Source organism: Labrys sp. KB_33_2 (assembly GCF_052114505.1).
In the GTDB taxonomy this organism is placed as follows: domain Bacteria; phylum Pseudomonadota; class Alphaproteobacteria; order Rhizobiales; family Labraceae; genus Labrys.
The window spans coordinates 190,846-207,331 of sequence record NZ_JBFREW010000006.1 but is presented as its reverse complement, the minus strand read 5'-3'; the positions used below and the strand labels follow the sequence as shown (position 1 = coordinate 207,331).

Below are 16,486 nucleotides of genomic sequence, written 5' to 3'. Positions count from 1 at the left end.
TGTGCCGGGGCTGCCGGTGTGAAAACGAACGGCTTCGGCCCAAACCCGGCAATGGCAGGGCAGGGAAGATAGTGCCGATGAAAGCGTTGTGATGAGACTTTTCGTTCGGTTCCTTGGATTTTTGTTCACAACGGCATCGATGTTGTTCCTTGTCGGGGGATCGTTCGTGGCCCTCTATGTCTGGGCCAACACACGCGACCTGCCCGATACTGCAGCGCTCAAGGATTACGAACCGCCGGTGATGACCCGCGTGCATGCGGGTGATGGTGCGCTCCTGGCCGAATATGCGCGCCAGCGCCGCCTTTATCTGCCGATCGAAGTGATGCCGCCGCTCCTGACCCACGCCTTCATGTCGGCGGAGGACAATGATTTCTACAACCATGTCGGCATCGATCCCAAGGGCGTGCTGCGCGCGATGATCGCGAACGTCACGCATAAGGGTCGCCGCCAGCAGGGTGCATCCACCATCACGCAACAGGTTGCCAAGAATTTCTTCCTCGCACCCGACCAGAACATCGTGCGCAAGATCAAGGAAGCCATCCTGGCCCTGCGGATGGAGCAGACCTATTCGAAGGACAAGATCCTCGAGCTTTATTTGAACGAAATCTACCTGGGCATGGGCAATTACGGCGTGGCCGCCGCTGCCCTCAATTATTTCGGCAAATCCGTCGACGAACTCGGCATCGCCCAGGTCGCCTATCTCGCCGCTCTTCCGAAGGGGCCGAACAACTACAATCCGATCCGCAACCACGATGCGGCCGTCGGTCGACGCAATTGGGTGATCGACCAGATGGTTTCCAATGGCTACATCTCCAAGGAAGAGGGACGCAAGGCCCAGGCCGAGCCTCTTGCGGTGACGCCGCGTTCCTTCGAAGGCGCCCAGAGCTACGCGGCCAATTATTTCACCGAGGAGGTCCGGCGCGAAATCGCCGAGCGCTATGGTGAGGACAAGCTCTATGAAGGCGGCTTGTCCGTGCGCACTACGCTCGATCCGAAGCTCCAGCGCCTGGCTCGTGATGCCATGGTGGCGGGGCTGGTGCGCTTCGACGAGCGTGGCGGCTTCCGCGGCCCGGTCAAGAATGTCGACCTCGGCGAGGATTGGGGCGTGACGCTGGGGGCGGAGAAGCGTCTAAGCGATATCAAGCCCTGGCAACTCGCCATCGTTCTGGATGCCGGCGACAACTCGGCCCGTATCGGCCTGCAGCCGCCACTGGACCGGTTCGGCTCGATTTCCGCCGACCGACCGACCGGCTCGATCAATTTGGACGGCGTGAAGTGGGCACGTCAGCGCGGCCGGGCCGCCAACAAGGTGAGCCAGGTCCTGAAGGTGGGCGACATCGTCTATGTCGAACCCAAGACCGATGGCACCTATCGCTTGCGGCAGATCCCGGAAATCTCCGGCGCCATGGTGGTAATGGACCCCTATACCGGCCGCGTGCTCGCGATGGTCGGCGGCTTCTCCTTCGATCAGAGCGAGTTCAATCGCGCCACCCAGGCGCAGCGCCAGCCCGGTTCTTCCTTCAAGCCCTTCGTCTATGCCACCGCCATCGACAATGGCTACACGCCGGCCTCGGTGGTCATGGACGCGCCGATCGAGATCAACCAGGGCAATGGCGAGACCTGGCGCCCCTCCAATTACAGCAACAGGTTCTACGGCCCCCAGACGCTGCGCTTCGGCATCGAATATTCGCGAAACGTCATGACGGTGCGTCTCGCCCAGGACGTGGGCATGCCACTGATCGCTGAATATGCGCGACGCTTCGGCGTCTATGACGATCTTCCGCCTTACCTGTCTGGCGCGCTTGGGGCTGGCAACACCACGGTGATGCGCATGGTCGCCGGCTATGGCATGCTCGAAAATGGCGGGCGCCTGATCAAGCCGACCCTGATCGACCGCATCCAGGACCGCTGGGGCAAGACCATCTACAGGCATGACGAGCGCATCTGCCAGGGCTGCAATGCCGATGCCTGGAGCAACCAGGACGAACCGCATCTGCTCGATCCGCGCGAACAGGTGCTCGATCCGATGACGGCCTATCAGGTCACTTCCATGCTGGAAGGCGTTATTCAGCACGGCACGGCCCAGTCGCTGCGTTCGCTCAATCGCCCGATCGCCGGCAAGACAGGCACCACCAACGATGAGAAGGATGCCTGGTTCATGGGCTATTCGCCCGATTTGGTCTGCGGTCTTTATGTCGGCTACGACACACCGCGCCATATCGGCAATGGTGTCACCGGCGGCAGTCTCTCCGGGCCGATCTTCGGCTCCTTCATGAAGGCCGCCCTGGCGGACAAGGCGCCGGTGCCCTTCCGCGTGCCGCCCGGCATCAAGCTGATCCGCATCGACCGCAAGACCGGCATGCGCTCCGATGGCGGCGGTGCCATTCTGGAAGCCTTCAAACCCGGCACGGCGCCGCCCGACAACTACACCGTCATCGGCTCCGGCGGTGGCACGGAGGGCGGTGGTGGCGGGCCCGTCTCGATGGGGACGGGCGATCTCTACTGATTGTCCTTTCCCTCACCCGGTAGCTTGCCTATATGAAGCCCGACTAGAGCGTTTTGCGATTTGACGGAATCATCTAGAATCACAAAGACGCTCTAGCCAATCCGTTGGATTGGCTTGGAAACAAAGAATTAGAGCAAATAAGCGTTCACACTTGAACGCGCTTTACTCTAGCAATCCCGAACGAGCGATTCATTCATGCGCGCTGAAATCCTGTCCTTGGCGGACGAAATCAAGCAGTCTGCTGGACTGCTGAGGAGGCATCTTTGACTGGGATACCTCCTACGCCCGCCTGCAAGAACTGAACCACCTCTCCGAACAACCTGACTTCTGGAACGACGCCGAGAAGGCACAGAAGCTGATGCGTGAGCGCACCGATCTCGATGATCGGCTGTCTGCTCTCGTGCGCATCGAGAAGGATCTGGATGAGACGCTCGAACTCGCCGAGCTCGGCGAGGCCGATGGCGACGAGTCGATCGTCGACGAGGCGGAGAGCGCCCTGACCGCGCTCAAGAAAGAGGTCGTCGAACGCCAGTTCGAGGCTTTGTTCTCCGGTGAAGCCGACAACAACGATACCTATATCGAAATCAACTCCGGGGCCGGCGGCACCGAGAGCCAGGACTGGGCCAATATGCTCCTGCGCATGTATACGCGCTGGGGCGAGCGGCACCGCTTCAAGGTCGAGTTGATGGACTTCACGGACGGGGAAACCGCCGGTATCAAATCGGCCACCATCCTGGTGAAGGGCACCAAGGCTTATGGCTGGGCCAAGGTGGAGTCGGGCGTGCATCGCCTCGTGCGCATTTCGCCCTATGATTCCAACGCACGCCGGCATACGTCTTTCGCCAGCGTCTGGGTCTATCCGGTGATCGACGACTCGATCAACATCGAGATCAACGAGTCCGATTGCCGCATCGATACCTACCGCGCCTCCGGCGCCGGTGGTCAGCACGTCAACCGGACGGATTCGGCGGTACGCATCACCCACAATCCCTCGGGCATCGTGGTGGCCTGCCAGCAGGATCGTTCGCAGCACAAGAACCGTGCGACGGCCTGGGCTATGCTGAAGGCGCGCCTCTACGAGGCGGAGCTCAAGAAGCGCGAGGAAGCGGCAATGGCGACCCATGCCGGCAAGACCGACATCGGCTGGGGCCACCAGATCCGTTCCTATGTCCTGCAGCCCTATCAGATGGTGAAGGACACCCGCACGGGCTACACCTCGGGTACGCCCGGCGACGTGCTGGACGGCGACCTCGACGATTTCATGAAGTCCGCCCTGGCCCAGCGCGTCTATGGCGGCGGGCCCGACGCGGTCGAAGACATCGACTAGTGAGAAGCCGGAGCTGCGCTCCGGCTTTTTCTTTTGAATAGAGCACGTTAGAGATGAGTTCCGATCCGATCTATCAGCGCTACTCCTTTGCCCACGGCCTGATCAAGGAGGCCGGTGCCCTGGCGCTCGGCTATTTCAACGAGCTAGGCAGCCTGACGGTGAAGAGCAAGGGATTGCAGGACGTGGTCAGCGAGGCCGACCTGCAGACCGAGCTGCTGATCAAGAAGCGTATCGCCGAATCCTATCCGGACGATGGCTTCTTCGGCGAGGAAACCGGGCCGAGCGGCATTGGGGACAGGCGCGGCATCTGGGTCGTCGATCCTATCGACGGCACCCAGCCTTTCCTGAGCGGCCTGTCTTCCTGGTGCGTGTCGATCGCATTCGTCTATGATGGCGCATTGCAGTTCGGGCTCGTCTACGCGCCCAAGGACGATGAACTGTTCGCCGGCGGGCTGATCGCGCCGGCCACGCTCAATGGCCGGCCGATCGCTCCTCACAAGGGTAGTGCTCTCAGCGAAGGCGTGGTCAGCGTCGGCTACAACAACCGCATCAAGCCGAGCGAAGTTCTGGCCGTGCTGGCGCGGTTGCTCGAAGCGGGCGGCATGTATCAGCGCAACGGTTCGGGCGCGCTGTGCCTGTGTTATGTCGCCTGCGGCCGCCTGCTCGGCTATGTCGAATCCCACATCAACTCCTGGGATTGCCTCGGCGCCATCGCCATCATCCGCGCCGGCGGCGGCCAGACCAACGATTTCCTTGCCGGTGACGGCCTGGTGCAGGGCAACGCCATCATCGCGGGAGGGCCGGCGATCTATCCGGCGCTCGTGGAAGTGCTCGGCTGAAGCGAGATTCAGGCCGGCTCTCATCCCGGCCTGGGGAATATGTCATCCCAGCACCATGGCGGTGAAGGGATAGACATAGGCTTGCAGGGTCACGAACAGGCCGACGAGGCAGGCCAAAATGATCGAGTGCAGGAAGACGTAGCGCAGGATCGTGCCTTCATGCCCATACCAATTGGTCGCGGTGGAGGCCACCACGATCGATTGTGCATCGATCATCTTGCCCATCACGCCGCCGGAGGAATTGGCGGCTGCCATCAGCACCGGTGACAGGCCCAATTGCTGCGAGGTGATCTTCTGCAGGTTGCCGAACAGCACGTTGGAGGAGGTGTCCGAGCCGGTCAGTGCGACACCGAGCCAGCCGAGCAACGTTCCAAAGAAGGGATAGAACACGCCCGTCGCCGCAAAGGCGAGACCAAGGGTGGCGTCGACGCCGGACAGGCGTGTCAGCGTGCCGATCGCGAGCATGGCCGAGATAGTGATCAGCGAGATCGCGCACACCTTGATGGTGCGGCCATATTCGACGATGAGCTTGGCGGGCGAAAAACCCATCAGCAGGCCGGACACGAGGGCTGCCAGGAGCATGCCCGTGCCCGTGAAGGACAGATAGGTGAAGGAGAAGATCGCGCTTTCCGGCGTGGGTTTGGGGACGACGGGCGCCACCCTGCTGATCTGATTGTGAAGGTCAGGCACCTGGTAGTTCCAGGAGAAGATGGCGTTGGCCCAGGTCTTGAAGGCCCCGGTGCCCCAGATCAGCATGAAGATGCAAACCAGGATCCAGGGAAGCAGGGCACCCCAGAGCTGCTTCTGGGTCAAGGCGGCGCGATCGGCCTCCGTGCGAGGCCTTGCCAGATTTGCCGAGGGGTCGTTGCTGCGCAGGGCCGGCGAGAGCCAGAGCTCTTTCGGCTGCCAGACCTTGAGGAAGAGGATCAGGCAGCCCATCGAAATCAGCGAGGCGCCGATGTCGACGATCCAGGGATTGATGTAGTTGGAGATCAGGAATTGCGGCACGGCGAAAGAGATGCCGGTGACCAGGATCGCCGGCCATACGCCGATCATGCCGCGCCACCCGGCGAAGGCTCCGATGACCCAGAAGGGCACGATCAGGGAGAACAGGGGCAATTGCCGGCCGACCATGGCGCCCAGCATATAGGGATCGAGCCCGGTCACCGATGCCAGTCCCTGGATCGGCGTGCCCAAGGCGCCGTAGGCGACCGGTGCGGTGTTGGCGATCAATGACAGGCCGGAAGCCGCCAGAGGCGAGAAGCCGAGGCCGATCAGGATCGCGCCGGTGATGGCAACGGGCGTGCCGAAGCCGGATGCCCCTTCGAAAAAGGCACCGAAGGAGAAGGCGATCAGCAGCAATTGCAGGCGTCGGTCTTCGGTGACACCACCGATGGCCCGCTGCAGGAGTTCGAACCGGCCGCTTTCGACGGTGATGCGGTAGAGGTAGATCACGTTGAGAACGATCCACCCGATCGGGAAGAACCCGGTGACGACGCCGAGCAGGGAGGCACGGATCGACAGGCCCGCGGGCATGGTAAAGATGAAGACCGTGATGAGATTTGCGGCGATGAGGGCGACCACCGCCGCGATATGGGCTTTGACCTTGCCGCTGGCGATCAGAACTAGCAAGGTTACCGCGGGGATGGCGGCCGCTATGGTGGAAAGTACTTCGTTGCCGAGGGGGTTGTAAGTCTGATTCCACATGTCAGGGCTTCCCGATTACGACTTGTATCGTTGGGGTATGCCATGTGGAACGTCGGACGATTTGACCGTAAAATCAAGACAGGTATTCAGATGCGGCCCTGCTACATGCGCGGGGCCGCATGATCCGTCTCGGTTCGCCTTAAGACTTCACACGCACATAGCTGCCGGGGGCATCGCCGAGTGGCTTGCGACGTCCGCCAGGCTTGCGCTTGTCGGCAGGGACTTCCTCGGGCGCCTGCTTCTTCAGCCAGGTCAGCCAGTCCGGCCACCAGGAGCCGGGGTGTTCGGTGGCTCCCTCCAGCCAGTCCTCATAGCTGCCCGTGGTGGGGCCGCCCAGCCAGTATTGGTACTTCTTGCGGGCCGGCGGGTTCACCACGCCGGCGATGTGGCCAGAGCCGGACAGGACATAGCGCACCGGCCCGCCAAAGGCCTGCGCTCCGATGAACACGGAATTGGGCGGGGCGATGTGGTCTTCACGCGTGGCCAGTTCGTAGATCGGGATCTTGACCTTCTTGAGGTCGAGGGTCTCGTCACCCACCGTCATGCGCCCGCGCGTGAGGTTGTTCTCCAGATAGCAATTGCGCAGATAGAAGGAGTGGTTCTTTTCGGGCATGCGGGTGGCATCCGCATTCCAGTAGAGCAGGTCGAACGGGGTAGGTTGCTTGCCGCGCATGTAATTGTTGACGAGATAGGGCCAGATCAATTCCTGGCTGCGCAGCATGTTGAAAGCGGCCGCCATCTTGGAACCGGGAAAATAGCCGTGCTCGGCCATGGTTTTCTCGATCCATTGGATATGGTCCTCATCGGCGAAGACCTTGAGATCTCCAGCCTTGTCAAAATCGACCTGCGTAGCGAACAAGGTGGCGGATGCGATGCGTGTGTCGCCCTTGGCGGCCAGCCAGGCCAGCGTCACCGACAGCAAGGTGCCGCCGACGCAGTAGCCGATGGCGGAAACTTCCTTCTCACCGGTGATCTTGCCGATCTCGTCGAGGGCGGTGACCGGACCTTCTTTCATATATTCGAGGAAGCCCTTGTTGCGCTGCTTTTCGTCCGGGTTCACCCAGGAGATCACGAAGACGGTCAGGCCCTGGTCGACGCACCATTTGATGAAGCTCTTTTCGGGCGTCAGGTCGAGGACGTAGAATTTGTTGATCCAGGGCGGACAGATCAGGATGGGTCGCTTCAACACGTCGGCCGTGGTCGGCGTATATTGCAGCAACTCCATGGTGGCATTGCGGAACACCACCTTGCCCGGTGTGGTGGCGAGATTGACGCCCACCTCGAATTTCGAGGTGTCGGATTGACGGATCTTCAGCTCGCCCTCGCCGGCGTCGATATCCTCCTTCAACATCTCCAGGCCGCGCACCAGGTTTTCGCCGTTCTCGGCCAGCGTGTCGCGGATGAGCGCAGGATTGGTGGCGATGAAATTGCTCGGCGAGATCGCGGCCGAGACCTGCCGGACATAGAAATCGGCCTTGTGGCGCATGCGAGGCTCGAGCCCGTCGGCCTCGTGCACCAATTTTTCCGCCCAGCGGCTGGTGATCAGATAGGCCTGCTTGAGCAGGTCGAAATATTGGTTCTGGCTCCATTCGGGATCGCGAAAGCGTGCATCTTTCGGGTCAGGCTCCGCCACAGGCTTGGCTTCCTCGCCGGCCATGCGCTGCAACGAGGAGGTCCAGAGGGACATGAAGCCGCTGGCAAGGCTGGTCTGGGCCTGCATCGCGCGCTGCGGATCGGACAGCCAATATTGGGCGAGATGGCCGATGGAATTGACGGCGTCGGTGACTTCCTCGGTGATGTCGCTCTTGACCCTGCCATCCTCCCGCGGGCGCAGATAGGCCGCCAGAGCCTTGCCGCCTTCTTCCACGGCTCGGCCCATATTGCGGGCGAGCACCTCGATATCGACCGGTCCGAAAGCTGCCACGGTTTCGGCTGAGGGGGGCGGATTGGCGGTTTTGTCGTTCTTCATCGCGTCCCTTCTTGGCTTCTCACGGCCCTTCATTAGAACATGTTTTTCCTTCCTGTGAATGCTTCTTCGCATGGCTTTGTGAACCATGACGTTGATTTCATCGATTTTCCCTGTTTGCCGATCGGCCGGCGCTCTATAAGAGGGGGGAGAAATTGCGAGAACGTCATGCGGATCCATTCCTTCCTCGTCGTCGCCGTCTTGGCCGGCATCGGGCTTGCAAGCTGTGCAGGAGGCTCTGGCCAGACCAGCAAGCGCTTCGGGCTGACCTCGGGTCCGTTGCCGACGCCCCAGCCTTTCGTCACTCAGTCCCGCGCGAGCCAACCCAACGCCTATCCGAGGATCGGCGCGCTGCCGCCGCCCCGCGGCGACCAGATCCTGTCCATGAGCGAGCGCAAGGCACTGGAAGCCAGCCTGCTGGCGACGCCGGGGCGGCAGCCCAGTCCTGAGGAACTCAAGGCGCGTTCACAGGCCAACCGCAAGGTAGCCTCAAAGCGTGTTCCCCCGTCGCAGCGCAAGCATGTCGGCTTCTTCCCACCGCAATGATCGATATCGCGCTGCCGTAGATCGATTTTCACGATTGGCGCAGATTTTTGGCATTTCTTTTGCCATCATTCATCGAAATGATTTAGAGGTTCGCTCCCCGTAACCCTGAATGCGCCGTCGCGCGAAAGCACCGTCATGTCCGACTTTTACTCAACCCGCCGTTTGCCGCCCTATGTCTTCGAGCAGGTCAACCGGGTAAAGGCGGCAGCACGCGGGCAGGGGGCAGATATCATCGACCTGGGCATGGGCAACCCCGATCTGCCCACGCCGAAATTCATCACTGACAAGCTGATCGAAACGGCCCAGAAGCCGCGCACCAATCGCTATTCGGCCTCCAAGGGCATTCCGGGCCTGCGCAAGGCCCAGGCCAACTACTATGCCCGCCGCTTCGGCGTGAAGCTCAATCCCGATACCCAGGTCGTCGCCACGCTGGGGTCCAAGGAAGGCTTCGCCAATATGGCGACCGCCATCACCGCGCCCGGCGACGTGGTGCTCTGCCCCAATCCGTCCTACCCGATCCACGCTTTCGGCTTCCTGATGGCGGGTGGCGTCATCCGCTCGGTTCCGGCCGAGCCGAACGAGGATTTCTTCCGCTCGGCCGAGCGGGCGGTGAAGCACTCGATTCCCAAGCCGATCGCGGTGATCGTCTCCTATCCCGCCAATCCCACGGCCTGCGTCGCCAGCCTCGATTTCTATCGGGACCTGATCGCCTTCGCCAAGACGCATGAATTGTTCGTGCTCTCGGATCTTGCCTATTCGGAAATCTATTTCGGCTCGGAGCCGACACCCTCCGTGCTGCAGATCCCGGGCGCGATGGATGTCGCGGTCGAATTCACCACCCTGTCCAAGACCTTCTCGATGGCCGGCTGGCGCATGGGCTTTGCGGTCGGCAATGAGCGCCTCTGTGCCGCGCTCGCCCGTGTGAAATCCTATCTCGACTACGGCGCCTATACGCCGATCCAGGTCGCGGCGGCCGCGGCGCTGAACGGTCCGGAAGATTGCATTGCCGAGATGCGCGAGACCTATCGCAAGCGTCGCGATGCCCTGGTCGAAAGCTTCGCCCGCGCCGGCTGGGAAGTACCGATCCCGCCGGCTTCGATGTTCGCCTGGGCGCCGATCCCGCCCAAGTTCAAGGAGCTGGGCTCGGTCGAGTTCTCCAAGCTCCTGATCGAGAAGGCGTCCGTTGCGGTCGCGCCCGGTATCGGCTTCGGCGAGCATGGCGACGATTTCGTGCGCATCGCCTTCGTGGAGAACGAGCAGCGCATCCGCCAGGCGGCGCGCAATATCCGCAAGTTCATGGATGGCGCCGACCAGACCCTGCACAATGTGCTGCCTCTGACGAAATCAGCGTGATGCGGTGTGCCGGTCCTGCTCCACATCGACGGAGCTGAGAGGACCGGCACACCGAAATTTCCTCTCACGACGAAAAATGCATGGCTGACAGGCAGTAAAAAGACGGCTGCCCGTCTTTCCCTTGTCGATTTCAAATGGTAAACGATCACGCCAACCCAGCTCCGGCGGCACGAATTCCTGCCCCCCGAAGCCGGATCGATTCTGCTTTTCCTGATTGAGAGTTGGCAATGACACGCATCGTTGATTCATCGCTTTTTCCTGAAGCGCTTACCTTTGACGACGTGCTGCTGACACCCGGACATTCCGAAGTGTTGCCGGCTCAGGCCGACATCCGTTCGCGCGTCACCCGTTCCATCTCGGTCAATCTGCCGTTGCTGGCTTCGGCCATGGACACGGTAACCGAGGCGAACATGGCGATCGCCATGGCGCAGAATGGCGGCATCGGCGTGATCCACCGCAACCTTACCCCCGAAGAGCAGGCCGAGCAGGTCCGCCAGGTCAAGCGTTTCGAGAGCGGTATGGTGGTGAACCCGATCACCATCCCGCCGGAAGCGACGCTGGCCGATGCGCTGGCCCTGATGAAGCGCCATCGCATCTCCGGCATCCCGATTGTCACCGGCGCAGCGCCGGGCGTACCGGGCATCCTGGTCGGTATCCTCACCAATCGCGACGTGCGCTTTGCCGACAAGCTCGACCAGCCCGTGGCCGAACTGATGACCAAGGAACGCCTGATCACGGTGAAGACCGGCGTGGAGCAGGAAGAGGCCAAGCGCCTGCTGCATCAGTTCCGCATCGAGAAACTGGTGGTGGTCGACGAGGATTATCGCTGCGTCGGCCTGATGACCGTCAAGGACATCGAGAAGGCGACGCTCCATCCCAATGCCTGCAAGGACGGTGAGGGGCGCCTGCGCGTCGCGGCGGCTTCCACTGTCGGCGATGGCGGCCATGCCCGCTCCGAAATGCTGATCGATGCCGGCGTCGACATGATCGTGGTCGATACCGCCCATGGCCATTCGCAGAAGGTGCTCGACGCGGTCGCGCGCATCAAGCGCCAGTCCAATTCGGTGCAGGTGGTTGCCGGTAATGTCGCCACCGGCGAGGCGACCCGCGCCCTGATCGGTGCGGGTGCCGATTCCATCAAGGTAGGCATCGGTCCCGGCTCGATCTGCACCACCCGCATTGTGGCGGGCGTCGGCGTGCCGCAGCTCACCGCCATCATCGACTCGGCCAATGCGGCGCGCGAGCATGATGTACCGGTGATCGCCGACGGCGGCATCAAGACCTCCGGCGATTTCGCCAAGGCGATCGCGGCCGGCGCTTCGGTCGCCATGGTCGGCTCGATGCTGGCCGGTACCGACGAGACGCCCGGCGAGGTCTATCTCTATCAGGGCCGCTCCTACAAATCCTATCGCGGCATGGGCTCGATCGGTGCCATGTCCGCCGGCTCGGCAGATCGCTATTTCCAGGCCGACATCAAGGATTCGATGAAGCTGGTGCCGGAAGGCATCGAAGGCCAGGTTGCTTACAAGGGGCCCGTCTCGGCCGTGCTGCACCAGCTCGCCGGGGGCCTGCGCGCCTCGATGGGATATGTCGGCGCCGAGACGATCGCCGATTTCCAGGAGCGCGCGCGCTTCGTACGCATCTCGAATGCCGGCCTGCGCGAGAGCCATGTGCATGACGTGACCATCACCCGCGAGAGCCCGAACTATCCCGGCCGCAACTGATGTCGATTGCAGCCGTTCTCACGCCCGTCTTCCTGCAGGTCCTGCTGACGTTCGCATTGTTGTTTCGCCTCGGCATGGTGCGGGCTGCGGCCTTGCGTCAAGGAGGTATCGACCTTGATGATGTGCGGCTCAACGGGCGCGCTTGGCCCAAGCTGCCACTGCAGGTGAGCAGCAGCTTCGACAATCAGTTCCAGATCCCGGTATTGTTCTATGCGATCACCGCCCTGGAATTGATCACGCATGCCACGGATATCTTCTTCGTCGTGCTCGCCTGGATCTTCGTGGTTTCGCGCTATGTGCATGCAGGCATTCACATCACGTCCAATCGCGTAAAGTTTCGTTTCCGGGCTTATTCCGTCGGTGTGGCGGCGCTGATCATTGCCTGGTTGCTTTTTGCCTTCAAAGTTTACACAGGCGCCTGATCGATGATCCCTGCTGCCCGCATTTCCGCCGGCTTCGAAATTCTCGCCGATATCGAGGCCCGCCGCCGTCCTGCTGCCGATGTGCTCAAGGACTGGGGGCTCTCGCATCGCTTCGCCGGCTCCGGCGACCGTGCCGCGCTGGCGGGGCTGGTCTATGACACCTTGCGCCGCCGCGCCTCGGCGCGCTGGCTGATGGACAGCGAGACACCACGCGCCTCGCTGATCGGCATGCTGGTCTTGCAGCGCGGAGAGACGATCGAAACGCTCGACGCGCTGTTCACCGGCGAACGCTTCGCGCCCGAACCGCTGACGGATGACGAGCGCAAGGCGCTGGCCGGACGCAAGCTGGCCGATGCCGAGCCGGACATCCAGGCGGACGTGCCGCGCTGGCTCTGGCCTTCCTTCGAGGCGGCTTTCGGGGAGGATGCGATCGCGGAGGGGCGGGCCCTGGCCGAACGCGCGCCGGTGGATCTGCGCGTCAACACGCTGAAGACTTCGCGGGACAAGCTGCTCGCCGAACTGGAGCCTCTTGGCGCCAGCGCCACGCCGCTATCACGCTGGGGCGTGCGCGTGCCGCTCGGCGCCGACGGCCGCAGCCCGGCTGTCCAGGCCGAGGAGAGCTTCCAGAAGGGCTGGTTCGAGATCCAGGACGAGGGCTCGCAATTGGCCGGCCTCGTCGCGGCGGCGAAACCCGGCGAGCAGGTGCTCGACCTGTGTGCCGGCGGCGGCGGCAAGACGCTGGAATTCGCGGCCGCGATGGAGAACAAGGGCCAGGTCTTCGCCACCGACAGCGACAAGCGCCGCCTGGCGCCGATACATGACCGGCTCGCCAGGGCGGGTGTGCGCAACGTTCAGGTCCGTACGCCAAGAGGACGTGTATCTGGTGGCGCCTTGGCGATCGACGATCTCGACGGCCGCATGGATCTGGTGCTGGTGGACGCGCCCTGCTCGGGAAGCGGCACCTGGCGCCGCAGCCCCGACACCAAATGGCGCATGCGCCCCTCCAGCCTGGCCGATCGCCAGAAAGACCAGGCCGCCGTGCTCAGGGCCGGTGCCCGCGCGGTGAAGCCGGGCGGGCGGCTGGTCTTCGTCACTTGCTCCGTGCTGCCCGAAGAGAACGATGCCTCGGTGAAGGCCTTCCTGGCCGACCATGCCGATTTCACCGCTGCCTCCTTGCCGGAACTGGCCAAGGGCGCGGGGCTCTCGGCTTTCGCGCGTTTCAGCTCGTCGGGCGGCACCGGCTTGCAGCTTTCGCCCCATCGTTCCGGCACGGATGGTTTTTTTATCGCCCTGCTGCACAGGAAGTAGATGGTGTGCCGGTCTTCAGACCGGCATGGAACTGCGGTGCTTGCCTGAGTTATATTGCCGGTCTGAAGACCGGCACACCAATTCACGCTCATCGCTGCGAATTGGCGCCAGCGCAAGATCTTATGCAAAATCTTGCTGAATACTATGCGACGTTGCAAGATTTTGGCCTTCCTTCGGTTGCATCAAAAACCTAGGTCGACTACCTCCCTGCCATGACACACAACGCCATCCTCATCATCGATTTCGGTTCGCAAGTCACCCAGCTGATCGCACGCCGCGTGCGCGAAGTCGGTGTCTATTGCGAGATCCATCCCTTCCAGAGCGCCGCCGAGGCTTTCGAGAAGCTGAAGCCGAAGGGCGTGATCTTTTCCGGCGGCCCGGCCTCGGTGACGACGGCGGGCAGCCCCCGCGCACCGCAGGCTGTGTTCGACGCCGGCGTGCCGATCCTGGCGATCTGCTATGGCCAGCAGACTTTGGCAACCCAACTCGGGGGCAAGGTCGAGGGTGGGCACGCCGCCGAGTTCGGCCGCGCCGATGTCGAGATCCTCGAGGCGAGCCCACTGTTCGAAGGCTTCTGGGAGCCGGGCAAGCGCTATCCGGTGTGGATGAGCCATGGCGACCGGGTTACCCAGTTGCCCGCCGGTTTCAGGGTGGTCGGCACCTCTGAGAACGCCCCCTTCGCCATCGCGGTGAACGAGGAGCGGCGCTACTACACCACCATGTTCCATCCCGAAGTGGTGCATACGCCCGATGGCGGCAATCTCCTGAAGAACTTCGTGCAGAAGATCGTCGGTATCGAGTCGGATTGGACCATGGCGGCCTATCGCGCCGAGATGATCGAGAAGATCCGCCAGCAGGTCGGCAAGGGCAGGGTGCTCTGCGGCCTGTCGGGTGGGGTCGATTCCTCCGTTGCGGCTGTGCTCATCCATGAGGCGATCGGTGACCAGCTTACCTGCGTCTTCGTCGACCACGGCCTGCTGCGGGCCGGGGAAGCCGATCAGGTCGTCGGCCTCTTCCGCGAGCACTACAACATCCCCCTGGTGCATGTGGACGCGTCCGAGCGCTTCCTCGGCGAGCTTGCCGGCGTCACCGATCCGGAAGTGAAGCGCAAGACCATCGGCCGTCTCTTCATCGAGGTCTTCGAGGAGGAGGCGCGCAAGATCGGTGGCGCCGAATTCCTGGCCCAGGGCACGCTCTATCCCGATGTGATCGAGAGCGTCTCCTTCTCCGGCGGCCCCTCGGTGACGATCAAGTCGCACCACAATGTCGGCGGCCTGCCCGAGCGCATGAACATGAAGCTGGTGGAGCCGCTGCGCGAACTCTTCAAGGACGAGGTGAGGGCGCTCGGCCGTGAACTCGGCCTCACGGAAGCCTTCGTCGCCCGCCATCCCTTCCCGGGCCCGGGCCTGGCCATCCGCATCCCCGGCGAAATTACGCGGGAAAAGCTCGACACGCTGCGTGCGGCCGATGCCATCTATCTCGACGAGATCCGCAAGGCCGGCCTCTACGATAAGATCTGGCAGGCCTTCGCCGTGCTGCTGCCGGTGCGCACCGTGGGCGTGATGGGCGACGGGCGCACCTATGACAGCGTCTGCGGCCTGCGCGCCGTGACCTCGGTCGACGGCATGACCGCCGATTTCTTCCCCTTCGACATGAACTTCCTCGGCCGGGCCGCGACCCGCATCATCAACGAGGTGAAGGGCATCAACCGCGTGGTCTACGACGTGACGAGCAAGCCCCCCGGCACGATCGAGTGGGAGTGATAGGTAGTAGAAACGGCGGTGTTCGGCGGTAAACGGCGGTTTCGAAATCGCTCTGCTGCTGATAGAAGGCGAAAGAAAACAGGCGATCCGGACAGTCGCCCCGGGGCATGGTTCCATTCGCTATCCTTGATTGGCGACTTCGCGAGCAAGGTCAATGAACGCTCTGAACGCTGCCGAGGGATTGCGTCGACTTGGGTAGTATAGGCACAGTGGCGCAAGTGGTGGCGTCCAATCTTCCAGGACGCGGACAAGACGCCCCCTTGCAACGTCGTCGCGAACGTCCGATTCCATGAAGAAGCCAATGCCGAAATCTTCCAACACGGCAATCCGCGAAAGGCTCGCCTCATCGAGCGTAATCGGGCCGTGAACGTCCATCAAGACCGGTTGCCCATCTTTCTCGAAGTGCCACCTGTAAAGCGCCCCATTGGGTAGCCGGACGCGGATACAGGAATGAGCAGCGAGGTCGGGAGGAACATCCGGTCTCCCTTTGTTCTGGAAGTAAGCAGGCGAGGCGACCACCGCATAGCGACGGGGAGGTCCCAGCGGGATTGCGATCATGTCACTGGGAACGAGATCCGCGTTCCGGATGCCGATGTCGAAGCCATCGGCGACGATATCGACAAGTCTGCCCTCCGTGACGAGATCGATATGCACCTGAGGATAGCGGCGAAGGAACTGCAGAAGCAGCGGCGACAGGATTTCGCGCGCGGCGGTTGCGTAGGCATTTATCCGCAGCGTTCCCGATGGCGTCTCCTGCTGTGATCGCGCACCTTCAATTGCGTCGTGCAGGTCTTTTAGCGCAGGACCGATCTTATCGACGAAGTTACGCCCGGCATCGGTAAGGGAGACGCTTCGCGTCGTTCGGTTGAACAAGCGGACCCCTAGCTGGCGTTCCAGCTTGCCAATGGCGTTGCTGAGCGCAGTCGTCGACATGTCAAGATCCAGCGCCGCCGCCCGGAACGAACCCCGGCGAGCAATGACGAGAACGGAATCGAACTGGATCAAACTACGTCCGGCCATTGTCC

General features: G+C 62.4%; 12 protein-coding genes. 9 read left to right on the top strand and 3 right to left on the bottom strand.

Features of this window, described 5'->3' with window-relative positions; genetic code table 11:
- The first annotated feature begins 91 nt into the window (after nt 1-91).
- The 3 genes from AB4037_RS13265 to AB4037_RS13255 all read left to right on the top strand — a co-directional run bounded on the left by AB4037_RS13265 (nt 92) and on the right by AB4037_RS13255 (nt 4,672).
- On the top strand, nt 92-2,506 hold the full coding sequence (locus tag AB4037_RS13265) for a penicillin-binding protein 1A (RefSeq protein WP_441771836.1): 2,415 nt from the start codon (nt 92-94) through the stop codon (nt 2,504-2,506).
- Between the two features lie 195 nt (nt 2,507-2,701).
- Nucleotides 2,702-3,833 (top strand): peptide chain release factor 2 gene (gene prfB / locus AB4037_RS13260; RefSeq protein ID WP_441771835.1). Its coding sequence is split into 2 segments (ribosomal slippage): nt 2,702-2,770 and nt 2,772-3,833, totalling 1,131 coding nucleotides; the frame shifts between segments, so codons are not numbered across the junction.
- 53 nt (nt 3,834-3,886) lie between these two features.
- Complete coding sequence (locus AB4037_RS13255) at nt 3,887-4,672, top strand: inositol monophosphatase family protein (RefSeq protein WP_441771834.1); 786 nt, start codon at nt 3,887-3,889, stop codon at nt 4,670-4,672.
- A gap of 42 nt (nt 4,673-4,714) precedes the next feature.
- Here AB4037_RS13255 and AB4037_RS13250 read toward each other — a convergent pair whose 3' ends face one another.
- Nucleotides 4,715-6,379 carry an L-lactate permease gene (locus AB4037_RS13250; RefSeq protein ID WP_434956592.1) on the bottom strand — a complete coding sequence of 555 codons (1,665 nt, stop codon included), beginning with the start codon at nt 6,377-6,379 and terminating at the stop codon, nt 4,715-4,717.
- Nucleotides 6,380-6,518: 139 nt separating this feature from the next.
- Nucleotides 6,519-8,348 carry a PHA/PHB synthase family protein gene (locus AB4037_RS13245; RefSeq protein WP_434956591.1) on the bottom strand — a complete coding sequence of 610 codons (1,830 nt, stop codon included), beginning with the start codon at nt 8,346-8,348 and terminating at the stop codon, nt 6,519-6,521.
- Nucleotides 8,349-8,513: 165 nt separating this feature from the next.
- Here AB4037_RS13245 and AB4037_RS13240 point away from each other — a divergent pair, with 165 nt between their 5' ends.
- The 6 genes from AB4037_RS13240 (at nt 8,514) to guaA (ending at nt 15,461) form a co-directional block, all read left to right on the top strand.
- Complete coding sequence (locus AB4037_RS13240) at nt 8,514-8,891, top strand: hypothetical protein (RefSeq protein ID WP_441771833.1); 378 nt, start codon at nt 8,514-8,516, stop codon at nt 8,889-8,891.
- Between the two features lie 135 nt (nt 8,892-9,026).
- On the top strand, nt 9,027-10,244 hold the full coding sequence (locus tag AB4037_RS13235) for an LL-diaminopimelate aminotransferase (protein WP_434956589.1): 1,218 nt from the start codon (nt 9,027-9,029) through the stop codon (nt 10,242-10,244).
- Between the two features lie 227 nt (nt 10,245-10,471).
- Entirely contained in the window at nt 10,472-11,968 is a 1,497-nt protein-coding gene (gene guaB / locus AB4037_RS13230) for an IMP dehydrogenase (protein WP_441771832.1), read from the top strand.
- Nucleotides 11,968-12,390: an MAPEG family protein gene (locus tag AB4037_RS13225; protein ID WP_441771831.1), complete on the top strand. Its 423-nt coding sequence runs from the start codon at nt 11,968-11,970 to the stop codon at nt 12,388-12,390. Before guaB ends, AB4037_RS13225 begins: the two co-directional genes overlap by 1 nt.
- Before the next feature lie 3 nt (nt 12,391-12,393).
- Entirely contained in the window at nt 12,394-13,698 is a 1,305-nt protein-coding gene (locus tag AB4037_RS13220) for an RsmB/NOP family class I SAM-dependent RNA methyltransferase (RefSeq protein ID WP_441771830.1), read from the top strand.
- A 212-nt stretch (nt 13,699-13,910) separates the two neighbouring features.
- Nucleotides 13,911-15,461 (top strand): glutamine-hydrolyzing GMP synthase, encoded by a 1,551-nt coding sequence (guaA, locus tag AB4037_RS13215; protein ID WP_441771829.1) that lies wholly within the window; start codon nt 13,911-13,913, stop codon nt 15,459-15,461.
- A 120-nt stretch (nt 15,462-15,581) separates the two neighbouring features.
- Here the strand turns inward: guaA and AB4037_RS13210 are convergent, their stop codons facing one another.
- The gene (locus AB4037_RS13210) at nt 15,582-16,481 is read right to left on the bottom strand and encodes a LysR substrate-binding domain-containing protein (protein WP_441771828.1); all 900 of its coding nucleotides are present in this window, start codon (nt 16,479-16,481) and stop codon (nt 15,582-15,584) included.
- Nucleotides 16,482-16,486: the final 5 nt, after the last annotated feature.